This window comes from Amorphoplanes digitatis (genome assembly GCF_014205335.1).
GTDB classification, from domain to species: Bacteria; Actinomycetota; Actinomycetes; order Mycobacteriales; family Micromonosporaceae; genus Actinoplanes; species Actinoplanes digitatus.
Window position 1 is genome coordinate 6,388,630 of the sequence record NZ_JACHNH010000001.1, and the last position, 13,054, is coordinate 6,401,683.

The window sequence follows — 13,054 nt, forward strand, 5'->3', positions numbered from 1 at the left end:
TGACATGGCCCAGCCCCTGCTATCGGACGTTTTCATCGAGATGGCCGACACCCTCGTCGACGACTTCGACCTGCTCGATTTCCTGCACACGCTGACCAAACGATGCGTCGAACTGCTCGGCGTCACCGCCGCAGGGCTCATGCTCACCGACGGCACCGGCAAGCTGCAGGTCGTGGCCGCGTCCTCCGAACGGACCCGGCTCTTGGAACTGTTCCAGGTGCAGACCGACGAAGGTCCCTGCGTCGACTGCTACCACACCGGCGCGGCGGTGTCCGTCGCGGATCTGCCCACCGCCGGACGCTGGCCCCGATTCACCGCCGCGGCCTCCGAAGTGGGCTTCGCCGCGGTACACGCGCTACCCATGAAACTGCGTACTGACGTCATCGGGGCGCTGAACCTGTTCGAGACCGAGCCGGGAGCGCTCGATGCGGAGAAGCTGCGGGTCGGGCAGGCGCTGGCGGACATCGCCACCGTGGGCCTGCTTCAGCAACGTGCCATCCACGCCCGCGACGTACTGACCGAACAACTGCAGGCCGCGCTCAACAGCCGCGTGTTGATCGAACAGGCCAAGGGCTTGCTGGCCGAGCGGCTACAGATCGACGTGGAGCAGGCTTTCACCATCCTGCGCAGCGCCGCCCGCACCCGCAACCGCAGGCTGTCCGACCTCGCTCAGGCTCTCGTCGACGGCGCCGAACGAATGGACTAGGCCGGGACCAAAGTGGCATCGATCGCCGGCAAGGCGTCGGCGTCGAGCCGATGGGCCATGGTCATCCGAACTACCAGGGTCTCGATTGGACCCGGCCGCAGACGATGATCATCTGTGGCGTGCCTGGCGGGAAGCTGGATCCGGACCGTGCACCCCTTTCAGCAGCTGTCTGCCGCCCCTAGCCGGCGCAGCGTCGGGTCCGGCTCGGCGCCGACCGGCGCGAGCCGCAGTTTGGCGTCCACCGCGATGACACCGCCGGGGCCGGCGAGTACCGGGTTCAGATCGAGTTCGGCGATCTCGGGCAGGTCTTCGGCGAGGCGGCCGAGCCGTAGCAGCAGGTCCTCGAGTGCTGCCGTGTCCACCGGCGGGGCGCCGCGGAAGCCGGTGAGCAGGGGCGCCGAGCGCAGGTCACGCCACATCCGGCCGGCGTCGAGGTCGGTGAGCGGGACCAGCCGCAGGCTGCGGTCGTCGAGGAGGTCGGTGCGGACGCCGCCGAGGCCGAGGACGATCACGGAGCCGAACAGCGGGTCGTGGACGACGCCGGTGTACAGCTCGACGGGCTCGTCGATCTGTTTCTGCACCAGGATGCCGGCGCCGGGCCGGCCGGCGGCGGCGACGGCCGGGAACGCGGCCCGCACCGCGGCCGGGTCGGCCAGGCCGGTCCGCACACCGCCGGTGTCGGTCTTGTGGACCAGGTCGGGGTCCGCGGATTTGAGCACCACGGGGTAGCCGGCCTGATCCGCGGCGTCGACCGCGGCGTCGGCGTTCACGACGGTCACTGCGGGCAGGATGGGGATTCCGTAGGCCGTGAGAATTCCCGCTGTCCGGCTGTAGGGCAGCCATCCGGCGCCTTCTCGCAGGGCCTGGTCGACCTCGGCGCGGGCCGACGCGGCGTCGATGCCGGCGAGGTCCGGGCGGCGGCCGAGCGGTTGGCGGCGCCAGTGGGCGTACGCCGCGGCGTGGCCGAGCGCCCGCACCGCCCGTTCCGGGACGTCGTAGACCGGAGCTTCGCGTACGCCGAACGTGGCCGGGGTTTCCGGGCAGCCGGCGAGGGTCACCGCGACGGTCAGGTCGGGGTGCGCGTCCACGACGGGTGCGAGCGCGGACAGGATCTCGTCGGGTCGGTTGGCCCGTGTGCCGATGATGACCAGGAGCACCGCGTCGGCCTCGCCGCTGTCCGCGACGGTGGCGGTCACCGCAGCGAACGCTGCCGGTGACGCGCCGGCGCCGAGGTCGATCGGATTGTCGAGGCTCGCGGCACCCGGTGCGGCCTGGTCGAGCAGCAGGCGGGTCGCGGGGCTCAGCGCGGCCACGGTGAGCCCGGCGGTCTCCGCGGCATCGGCGGCCAGCACGTTGAGGCCCCCCGCGTTGCCGATGACGGCGAGGCGACGTCCGGTGGGCAAGGGCTGATCGGTGAGGATCCGCGCGGCGTCCATCAGGTCGCCGAGGTTCGCCGGGCGGACGACACCGGCCTGGGCGAACAGCGCGTCGACGGTCGCGGCCGGCGCGGCCGCGGCCGCGGTGTGCGAGGCGCCGGCCCGCTGTCCCGCGTCGGAGCGGCCGCTCTTGATCGCCAGGACCGGCTTGCGGCGGGCGAGGGCCCGGACGGTACGGGCGAACTTGCGGGGGTTGCCGAATGACTCGAGGTAGAGCGCGACGGCCGTGGTGGCGGGGTCGTCGTACCAGTAGGCGATGAGGTCGTTGCCGCTGACGTCGGCCTTGTTCCCCAGCGAGACGAAGGTGGAGATACCCGGCCCGGTGCGGATGGCGTTCTCCAGCAGGGCAATGCCGACAGCGCCGGACTGCGACGCGACCGCGAGCCCGCCCGGCGGTGGAGGCGCGGGGGCGAAGCTGGCGTCGAGCCGCACGCGCGGATCGGTGTTGATCACGCCGAGGCAGTTGGGTCCGACCAAGCGGATGCCGTGGGCGCGAGCCAGCCGGAGCACCTCCTGCTGGCGGCGAACGCCGTCCGGTCCGGCTTCACCGAGCCCGGAACTGAGAATGACGGCGCCCCGGACGCCCGCGCCGCCCGCGTCGGCGAGGACGCCCGGCACCTCGTCAGCGGGCACCGCGATGACCAGCAGGTCGACCGGCCCGGGCAGCTCCTTGACCGAGCGGTAGCCGGCGACATCGTCGACGTCGGAACCGGTGCGGTTGACCGCGTACAGATTGCCGGCGAAGCCGTAGTCGCGCAGCGCGAGCAGGGTCTCGCGGCCGATGCCGCCGGGCCGACGGCCAGCGCCGACCACCGCGACCGAGGCGGGCGAGAGCAGGGCGCGCAGTGAGGCGCGTTCGGCGATCCGGTCCCGGCCGTCGATGGTGAGCTGGGTCGCCTCGTCGACGTCGACGCCGAGCCCGACATCGACGATTCCGTCGTTGAAGCGAGACCATCCGTGTGCGCCCAGGTCCCTGGCGACGCGCAGCATCTTGCTGTTTCCCGGCAGCACTTCGCCGACCAGTTCGGCGATGCCACACCGACGAGCCCGGGCCGCGAGATGTTCCAGCAACAGAGTGCCGACTCCGCGACCACGCTGCGCGGACGAAACGAACAAGGCGAACTCGGCGCGGCCGACCTCGTCGGTGCGCTCACAGGAAGCCACCCCGACGAGATCGTCACCCTCGATTGCCAGAACCGCGAGGTGCCGCTCGGTCTCCGGCAGGCACAACCGGTCCACCTCGGCGGCCAGGGCGCCGGAACCTGGCTGGGCGAAGAACCGCAGGCGCAGGTCGTCCGGCGAGGCCGTTCCGTACAGCGCCGCGAGCGCACGATGATCGGTGGGGCGCACCGGCCGGATCGTGACGATCCCGCCATCGGCGGTGAGCGCGTCCACGCCATCGCCGACCGCGTCGACCGTGGTCATGGCGGCCGGGACTGATGGAGCGGGCCACCGCTGCGCCTCCCGGCCTATCGCGGTCCTGCTCGATTCGGTGCCGTCGGCACCATCGACGATTGCGCTGGTCATGGCGTCCCCTCAGGTCTGCTGACTCGATCGTCAGCATGTCCGCAGGTCGCCTCCGCGAGCGGCTCCCGCGCGTTCACCTCGGCGCCGGCGGGCCCACCCGGTGGACCGCCGCCATCGGCCGAGACCACGCGGCCATCGGGCGCTGCCGTGCCGGTCGTGGTTGGGGGGTGGCCCGGGCGCAGGCGGATCGGGCGCGGCCCGGGCCAATGCGCCCGGGCCGCGCGTGCCGGCCTAGGTGAGCCAGGTGTTGCGTCGCACCAGCGGGGTGGCCGCCCACCAGCGGCCGAGGCCGAGGGTGTTGCCGGCGCCCAGCAGCGCCAGGACCACCAGGACCGCCGCGTAGATGAGGTGGTCGTCCATGAACGGGTTACTGGACGGCGGCAGGACAGCCGTCCACATCAGCACCATCAGCAGGGCGCCGGCACCCGCGGCGATCCGCATGCCGATGCCGAGAAGCAGCGCGACGCCGATGCCCAGCAGGGCCGCCATGAACAACGCGTCAGCCACGGCGCTGCCGGCGATCGAGTGGTAGAAGCCGGTGAACGGGCCGGTGGCGGACTTGCCGAGGAACCCGGCGGTGGGGCTGCCGTCGTTGATCCACGCCTTCGCGGCGACGGTGCTGTGGCCCAGGCCGAACAGCTTGTCGAGGAACGCCCACAGGAAGATCCAGCCGAGCGCGAGCCGGATACCGGCCAGCAGGTACCGCGCCGCGGTAGCCGCCGAGCCGGTCCCGGACAGTGCGGTGTCCGGTCCGGCGGTGGTGTGCCGGGCGGTTGGGAGCCGGTGGTCCGCGGCCTCCCGCTCCGTTCGGTCGATGGAGGTGGTGGGGGCAGGGCCTTCGTGACCTTTGGCGATGTTGACCATCGCGCTCACGTTCCTTCGCATTTGTTCGGTACACATGTTCCGCGGCGCGTCAAGCGACTCCACGGACGAAGCAGACGGCGACGCCGCTCATCGGCCGGTGCGGGCACAACAGAGTGACAGACTGGTCAGCTCGGAAGGATCACCCCAGCTGAGGGCGAAATCGACGGCGGCGGGCAGACGGCCACCAGGGTCTCGAGCGACAAGTCTCACCGTACGCTCATTTCGCGTTGCGGGCTGACCGGGGCGACGGCGCCGACGGCCGGGGCCGGCAGGCGTAGGGTCAAGGTGTCGCTCTGGACCCCGGTGGCCGGCCTTCGGCCGTTGTGGGCACGTCGACGTTCTTCGCCGCTGCGGCGATCAGTTGCGTTTCTCGCGCCGATTCTTCTCGAGCACGACAATCCGGCCGTGGCCGAGGTCAGGAACCGGGCGTGTCGCCGGCACTCCTGGTGTCGTCGCGCGACAAGCCGGCACCGATCGGAAAGGCGGCGGTTCATCATGACCGCAACCCGAACCGCACCTCCCATCGACTCCTCGATCTTCGAGATCGAGGAGGCCGAACCGTTGGGCGTCGACGAACTGAAGCACCTCGACGCGTACTGGCGGGCCGCCAACTACCTGTCGGTCGGGCAGATCTACCTGATGGGTAACCCGCTGCTGCGTGAGCCGCTGGAGCCCGCGCAGGTGAAGCCGCGGTTGCTCGGGCATTGGGGCACGACGCCCGGTCTGAACCTGCTCTACGCCCACCTGTCGCGGATCATCGCCGCCCGTGGGCGTGAGGTCATCTACGTGACGGGTCCCGGTCACGGCGGCCCCGGCCTGGTCGCGAACACCTGGCTCGAGGGCACCTATTCCGAGGTGTACCCGCGCATCTCGCAGGACGCGACAGGGATGGGGCGGTTGTTCACCCAGTTTTCGTTCCCCGGCGGCATCCCCTCGCACGTCGCGCCGGAGACCCCCGGGTCGATCCACGAGGGCGGCGAGCTCGGCTACTCCCTCTCGCACGCCTACGGCGCGGCCCTGGACAACTCCGAGCTGGTCGTCGCTTGCGTGATCGGCGACGGCGAGGCAGAGACCGGTCCCCTGGCGGCGTCGTGGCATTCGAACAAGTTCCTCGACCCGGTCGGCGACGGCGCGGTCCTGCCGATCCTGCACCTCAACGGCTACAAGATCGCCAACCCGACCATCCTGGCCCGCATCGGCGACGACGAGCTCAGCAGACTTCTCGAGGGGTACGGCCACAAGCCCTACCTCGTCGCCGGTGACGACCCGGCGAGGGTCCATCAGCTCCTCGCCGCGACCCTCGACACGGTGTTCGACGAGATCGCCGAGATCCAGCGGGCCGCACGCTGCGGCGAGACCGTCGAGCGGCCCCGCTGGCCGATGATCGTGCTGCGTACCCCCAAGGGTTGGACCGGTCCCGCGACGGTTGACGGCCTGCAGGTGGAGGGCACCTGGCGCGCCCATCAGGTGCCGCTGACCGCGGCCCGCGACGACGCCGCCCACCTCGACGCCCTGCAGGCATGGATGCTGTCCTACCGGCCGGAAGAGCTCTTCGACGACCGGGGCACACCGCGCCCGGAGATCGTCGATTGGCTACCGCGCGGTGAGCTGCGCATGTCGGCGAACCCGCACACCAACGGCGGCCGGTTCCCCCGCGACCTCGAACTGCCCGACTTCCGCGGCTACGGCGTCAAGGCCGGCGAGACGGCCGAGGCGACCCGGGTTCTCGGTGGCTGGCTGCGCGACGTGATGGCCGCCAACTCCGAGTACCGCAACTTCCGGGTCGTCGGACCGGACGAGACCGAGTCGAACCGGCTCGGCGCGGTCCTCGACACCACCGGCAAGGCGTGGCAGGCCCGCATCGACGAGGTGGACCAGCACCTGGACCGGCGCGGCCGGGTCATGGAGATCCTGTCCGAGACCACCTGCCAGGGCTGGCTCGAGGGATACCTGCTGACCGGCCGGCACGGCCTGTTCTCCTGCTACGAGGCGTTCATCCACATCGTCGACTCGATGTTCAACCAGCACGCCAAGTGGCTCAAGACCACCCGGCACCTCGGCTGGCGTAAGCCCGTCCCGTCGCTGAACTACCTGCTCACCTCGCACGTGTGGCGCCAGGACCACAACGGCACCTCCCACCAGGACCCGGGTTTCATCGACCACGTCGTCAACAAGAAGGCCGAGGTTGTCCGGGTCTACCTGCCGCCGGACGCCAACACCCTGCTCTCGGTGACCGACCACTGCCTGCGCAGCCGCGACTACGTCAACGTCATCGTCGCAGGCAAGCAACCCGCACCCACCTGGCTCGACATGGACGACGCCGCCCTGCACTGCGCCCGCGGCCTCGGCATCTGGGACTGGGCGAGCAACGACGGCGGGGACCCCGACGTCGTCCTCGCCGCCGCCGGAGACGTACCGACCTACGAGATCCTCGCCGCGACCCACCTGCTGCGGCAGCATCTGCCCGACCTCAAGGTACGGGTGGTCAACGTCGTCGACCTGATGCGCCTGCAACCCGACTCCGAACACCCGCACGGCCTGCCGGACCCGGAGTTCGACGCCATCTTCACCACCGACCGGCCGATCATCATGGCCTACCACGGCTACCCCTGGCTGATCCACCGGCTGACCTACCGGCGCACCAACCACGCGAACCTGCACGTACGCGGCTACAAGGAGGAGGGCACCACGACCACGCCGTTCGACATGCTCGTCGTCAACGACATGGACCGCTTCCACCTCGTCACCGACGTCATCGACCGGGTACCGGGCCTCGGGCGCCGGGCTGCGGTCCTTCGGCAGCAGATGGTCGACAAGCGCGCCGAACACCGCGCCTACGTCCGCCGCACCGGCGAGGACCTGCCCGAAATCCGCGACTGGGTCTGGCCGCGCACGCCCTGACCCGGCCCGGGTTCAGCCTTCCTGGAGGGAACCGACAATGAACACCGACGCTGCAATCCGAGCCGCCGACACCCGCGCCGAGGCCCGGGCACTGTCCAACGCCGCCACCACCGCGGGCCACGCCCCGTCGATCCACAACACCCAACCGTGGCGCTGGCGCCTCACCGACAACCAACTCGACCTCTACCTCGATCACAGCCGCGGCCTCGAGGTCACCGATCCCGAATCCCGCCTCGCCATCCTGAGCTGCGGCGCCGCCCTGCACCACGCCCTGGTCAGCCTCGCCGCCGCCGGCTGGCACACCCTGATCGCCCGCATGCCGAACCCCGCGCACCCCGACCACCTCGCGCAACTACGCCTCGACCACCGGATTCCGGTCACCCCCGCGGCGATACGCCACCTGCAGACCATCGGCGTACGGCACACCGACCGCCGGCCCGTCGTGAGCACCCCGGTCGACGCCGACACGCTGAGCGCCATCGTCGCGGCCGCCGAATCCGCCGGCGCCGGACTGCATCTGCTCCGCCCCGACCAGGTGTACGACCTGGCCACCGCCGCCGACCAAGCCCAGCGCGCGGAGGTAGAGGACGTCGCCTGGCAGGCCGAGCTCGGCTACTGGACCGGCGGCACCCGGCTACTGGGCAGCGGCATCCCGGACTCCGCCATCGGTGACCACGCCCCGCAGACGACCGTGCCCGGTCGCGACTTCGGGCACCACGGCGACCTGCCCATCTCCGAGGCGCATGAGAACGCCGCCAGGTTCGCGGTCCTCTACGGACCTGGGGACGGCAAGCTCGACTGGCTGCGCGCCGGCGAGACGCTGTCCGCCGCCTGGCTCACCGCCATCGAGCTCGGCGTGTCCGTCGTGCCGCTGAGCGCCACGATTGAAGTGGCTGCCACCCGAGAACACATCCGGTGCCTGCTGGCCGACCTCGGCCACCCGCAGCTCGTGCTGCGCTTCAGCACCCCCGATCCGGCAGGCACGGCACCCCCGCACACCCCGCGGCTACCCACCGAACAGGTCATCGAGCGAGCCTGAACCGCCGCGGGACACCAGGCGGCCCACGCGGGTCGTCACCACGATCGCGACAAGGAGGCGGACGAGACATGACCGTACCGAAGTTGCAGACCGCACCGGATGCGGTCCTCGCCTCCGCCTCACGCGGGGAGCCCGCCGACGCGGGCCGCACCTCGACCGACGCCGTCGGCCTGTCGTCGGGTGAAGCCGCGGCGCGGCTGGCCCGCGACGGCGGCAACGTGCTGCCGTCACCGCGGCCCACCCCGCTGTGGCGGAGGATCGTCGCGCAGTTACGTGACCCGCTGGTCCTGGTTCTGCTTGCCGCGGCCGGGTTCACCCTCGCAACCGCCGACTTCACGGACGCGTCCGTCATCATGCTGGTCATCGTCGTCAACACCACCGTCGGGGTGCTGCAGGAGATCAAGGCGGAGCGGGCCATCACCGCCCTGTCCGCCTTGACCGCCCCGGCCGCCCGGTTGGTCCGCGACGGCAGGCAGCGCGAAGTCCCCGCCGCCGACCTCGTCATAGACGATCTGCTGGTCCTGGCCGAAGGCGACGTCGTGCCCGCGGACGCCCGCGTCGTCGAGTCGGTCGCCCTGCTCGTCGACGAGGCGGCCCTGACCGGCGAATCCGTGCCCGTCGACAAGTCCGCCACCACCGGCAGGGGTACGGCGGCGCCCGCGTCAACGGTCGTTTCGGCCGGCACCGTGATCGTCCGTGGCCGCGGACACGCCGTCGTCACCGCCACCGGCCCGGCCAGTGCGATGGGCCGTATCGCCGCCATGCTGGTCACCCGGCCTGGGCTGACGCCGCTGCAGCGGCGCCTGGCCGGTGTGGGCCGGCAGCTCGCCGCCGGCGCACTGCTGCTCTGCGGGCTGGTCCTGGCTCTCGGCCTGGTACGTGGACAACCGTTGCAGCTGATGATCGTCACCGCGGTCAGCCTGGTGGTGGCCGCCGTGCCGGAGTCCCTGCCGGCCGTGGTCACCCTCAGCCTCGCCCTGGGCGCACGCCGGATGACCGCCCGCCAGGCGGTGATCCGCAGGTTGCCCGCGGTGGAGACCCTCGGGTCGGTCACCGTCCTCGCCACCGACAAGACCGGCACCCTCACCGAAGGAACCATGGTCGTCCGGCAGTTGTGGACCGCACACGGCGACGCATCCATCAGCGGATCCGGGTTCGCCCCCGACGGGCAGATCCACCGCGACGGCGACATCATCTCGCCCGACCAGGCCCCCGACCTGGTCGAGCTGGTACGGGCGGCGGTGCTCTGCAACGACGCGTCACTGCGAGCGCCCGGCCCCGACAATGACGACTGGCTGGCCGTCGGTGATCCCACCGAGGCGGCGCTGCTGAGCGCCGGCGGCAAACTCCGAATCGACGTCGACGCGCTGCACCAGGCATCGCCCCGGCAGGGTGAGGCGCCGTTCGACAGCGACCGCAAACGGATGAGCACCGCACACCGCGGGCCCGACGGCCGCACACAGATCATCTGCAAGGGAGCCCCGGAGTCGCTACTGCACGCGGCGATCCTGACCGACCACCCCGACGTGCTGCGGCAGGCCGCGGATCGCGCCGACGCGCTCGCCCACGAAGGATTGCGGGTCCTCGCCGTGGCCCAGGCCGATCGCGACACCGTGCCCGACGATGCCGCAGGCTACGAGCACGGCCTGCACCTGCTCGGCCTCGTCGCGATCCTCGATCCGCCGCGCGCCTCCGCGGCCGCCACCATCGCCGCCTGCCGGGACGCCGGCATCACCCCGGTCCTCATCACCGGCGACCACCCGGCCACCGCCACCGCGATCGCCACCGAGCTGCACATCATCGACGCCGGCGAGGCGGCGGTCGACTGCCGTACCACCGATCCCGGACCGGCAGCCACGCGCGGCGCACGGGTCTTCGCACGCGCCACCCCGCAGCAGAAGGTCGCCATCATCGACGCCCTGCGCGACGCCGGAGAGATCGTCGCGATGACCGGCGACGGCGTCAACGACGGCCCCGCCCTGCACCGTGCCGACATCGGCGTGGCCATGGGTAAACGCGGCACCGAAGTCGCCCGCCAAGCCGCCGACCTGGTCCTCGCCGACGACGAGCTCGCCACCGTCGTGGCCGCCGCGGAGGAGGGCCGCCGCGTCTACGCCAACATCCGCCGGTTCCTGCTCTATGCCCTGTCCGGCGGCACCGCCGAGATCACCGTGATGCTCGCCGGGCCGTTCGTCGGGCTGCCCCTGCCCCTGCTCCCGGCCCAGATCCTCTGGATCAACCTGCTCACCCACGGCCTGCCCGGCCTGGCAATGGGCAGCGAACCCGCCGACCCGGCCGCCATGCGCAAACCCCCACGCCCGCCGGCCGAAACCATCCTCGGCGCCGGCATGTGGCAACGCGTCCTGCGCGTCGGGGCGGTCATCGCCGCCGTCACGATCGGCGTCGGCGTGTGGGCGCATGCCACCGACCGGCCCTGGCAAACTTTGACGTTCCTCGCTCTGGGCCTGGCCCAGCTCGCCGTGGCCCTGGGATCACGCGCCCGCCCCGGCACGGCGGCCAACCCCATGCTGTTCGCCGCCGTCGGCGCCGCCCTGCTGCTGCAGGTTGCCGCCGTTTACATCGCGCCGCTGCGTCAGCTCCTCGGCACCGAACCGGTCACCGCCGCCGACCTGCTGATCGTGACTGCCGTCTCGACCCTGGGCTACGCCGCCATCCGCCTGGACCGCCGCATCCACCCGACCCCGCCCGCACCGGGCAAGGCCGGTAGGCCCGCTCCGGCGCGCCCGGAGCCGGCCCGGCCGTGGCCGACGTCAGGAACCGGGCGTGTCGCCCGCACTCCTGTCGGTGTCGCGCGACAGGCCGGCACCGATCGGAAAGACGGTGGTAAATCATGACCGCGACCCGAACCGCACCTTCCGTGTCCTGCGGCCGCCGTCACCGCGGCCGTCGAGGCCCAGGACACCGCGCTGTACACGCTGCGGCCCGACCAGGTCCTCGAACTGGCCGCCGCCGAACACGCACAGCGCAGCGAAGCCGCGGACCCCGCACCCGGCTGACCAGTACCGGCGCGACCACCGCACCACCGGACGACGCCTCGCCGAGCGGGTGCGCCTCGCCCGGGCCGCTACTTGTGCAGTAGGACTTTGAGTGCGCCGGTGTCGCCGGCGCGGCTGAACACCTCGTAGGCGTCGATGACCTGGTCGAGCGCGAACCGGTGGGTGATGAACCTCTGCGGGGTGAGCTGTCCCGTACGCAGCAGCTTCAGCAGCGTCGGGGTGGACCAGGTGTCGACGAGGCCGGTGGTGATGGTGACGTTGCGCGTCCATAGGTCTTCCAGGTGCAGCGTCGCCGGTTTGCCGTGGACGCCGACGTTGGCGACGCGGCCGCCGGGGCGTACCAGGCGGGTGCACATCTCGAAGGTATCGCTCAGCCCGACGGCTTCGATCGCGACGTCGGCGCCGAGTCCGTCGGTGAACCCGGCGATGATCTGTGCCGGATCCTGCCGGGCCGGGTTGACCGTGACATCGGCGCCGAACTGTTTCGCGGCCTCCAGCCGGGTGTCGGCGAGGTCGATGGCGATGATGTGGCTGGGGCTGTAGAGCCGGGCGCTCATGATCGCGGACAGTCCGATCGGTCCGGCGCCGACGATCGCCACCGTGTCACCGGCCCGGATGCCGCCGTTGACGACACCGACCTCGTACCCGGTCGGCAGGATGTCGGAGAGCATCAGCACCGCTTCGTCGTCCAGACCGGCCGGGATCAGGTAGGTCGAGGTGTCGGCGAACGGAACCCGGACGAATTCGGCCTGGGTGCCGTCGATCTTGTGGCCGAGAATCCAGCCGCCACCCCCGAGGCATTGCCCGTAGCCGGCCTCACGGCAGTAACGGCAGCGACCGCAGGCGCTGATACACGAGACCACAACCCGATCACCGGGCCGGACCGTGGTGACGGCCGAGCCGACGGCCTCGACCGTGCCGACGGCTTCGTGGCCGAGGACCCGCCCTGACGTGATATCCGGCAGATCACCCTTGAGAATATGCAGGTCGGTGCCGCAGATCGTGGTGGCGTCGACGCCGATGATCGCGTCGGTGTCGTCGACGATACGGGGATCCGCAACGTCGTCCCAGCTCTTCTGCCCGGGACCGTGATAGACGAGTGCCTTCATGACCAGCCCTTCAGGTTCGGTTGTGCCCAGGTGATGGCGCCGCGGGTGCCTCCGCCGCGCATGCAATCGAACTCAGGCGCACGCAACCGGCCGCCCCGGCATTGTGTCGGCACCTGCGGTTCCTCGTGGGAGTCGTCGCTGGTTCCGCCTCGCCGATCGTCACTCTGCCGTTGATCGGCGTGGCGTTGCCCGATAGGAGGGGAAGACCGCGCCATGGTGGGCGACTTGGTCGATGAGTCCTGCGGCTCGGCAGGCGAGTCGGCGAGCGGCGGTGTTGACAGCCACCGGGGACCGGAGTGACGCCTTGACCGTACGCCTCCTCCCGCTCTCCGGCACGGTCGGTGTCATGTCCACTCTCGTCCCGCCGACGCGACGTCGGGCAGAGGCTTCAGTCCCGCCGGTGGCGGGCCGATCTCCAGCCAAATGAATTGACCTTGCCGGCTCCTGCCGACTTC

At 71.2% G+C, this 13,054-nt stretch carries 7 protein-coding genes; 4 read left to right on the forward strand and 3 right to left on the reverse strand.

Translation table 11 applies throughout. The features are described 5' to 3' along the window. The first annotated feature begins 4 nt into the window (after window positions 1-4). A complete protein-coding gene (locus BJ971_RS27820) occupies window positions 5-706 on the forward strand; it encodes a GAF and ANTAR domain-containing protein (protein ID WP_184996149.1) in 702 nt (233 codons plus the stop codon). A 158-nt stretch (window positions 707-864) separates the two neighbouring features. On the opposite strand, the gene BJ971_RS27825 is transcribed toward BJ971_RS27820, so the two are convergent. Beyond that, window positions 865-3,669 carry a bifunctional acetate--CoA ligase family protein/GNAT family N-acetyltransferase gene (locus BJ971_RS27825; RefSeq protein WP_260415176.1) on the reverse strand — a complete coding sequence of 935 codons (2,805 nt, stop codon included), beginning with the start codon at window positions 3,667-3,669 and terminating at the stop codon, window positions 865-867. Window positions 3,670-3,900: 231 nt separating this feature from the next. Further along, window positions 3,901-4,533, reverse strand: a complete 633-nt coding sequence (locus tag BJ971_RS27830; RefSeq protein WP_184999135.1) for a DoxX family membrane protein — start codon at window positions 4,531-4,533, stop codon at window positions 3,901-3,903. 495 nt (window positions 4,534-5,028) lie between these two features. On the opposite strand from BJ971_RS27830, the gene BJ971_RS27835 reads away from it, so the two are divergent. From BJ971_RS27835 to BJ971_RS27845, 3 genes are all read left to right on the forward strand, one after another. Further along, window positions 5,029-7,434, forward strand: a complete 2,406-nt coding sequence (locus BJ971_RS27835) for a phosphoketolase family protein (RefSeq protein WP_184996150.1) — start codon at window positions 5,029-5,031, stop codon at window positions 7,432-7,434. A gap of 37 nt (window positions 7,435-7,471) precedes the next feature. Beyond that, entirely contained in the window at window positions 7,472-8,473 is a 1,002-nt protein-coding gene (locus BJ971_RS27840) for an Acg family FMN-binding oxidoreductase (RefSeq protein ID WP_184996151.1), read from the forward strand. A 68-nt stretch (window positions 8,474-8,541) separates the two neighbouring features. Continuing rightward, the gene (locus BJ971_RS27845) at window positions 8,542-11,328 is read left to right on the forward strand and encodes a cation-translocating P-type ATPase (RefSeq protein ID WP_184996152.1); all 2,787 of its coding nucleotides are present in this window, start codon (window positions 8,542-8,544) and stop codon (window positions 11,326-11,328) included. A gap of 230 nt (window positions 11,329-11,558) precedes the next feature. Here BJ971_RS27845 and BJ971_RS27850 read toward each other — a convergent pair whose 3' ends face one another. After that, window positions 11,559-12,599, reverse strand: a complete 1,041-nt coding sequence (locus BJ971_RS27850) for a zinc-dependent alcohol dehydrogenase family protein (protein ID WP_184996153.1) — start codon at window positions 12,597-12,599, stop codon at window positions 11,559-11,561. Between the last annotated feature and the right edge of the window lie 455 nt (window positions 12,600-13,054).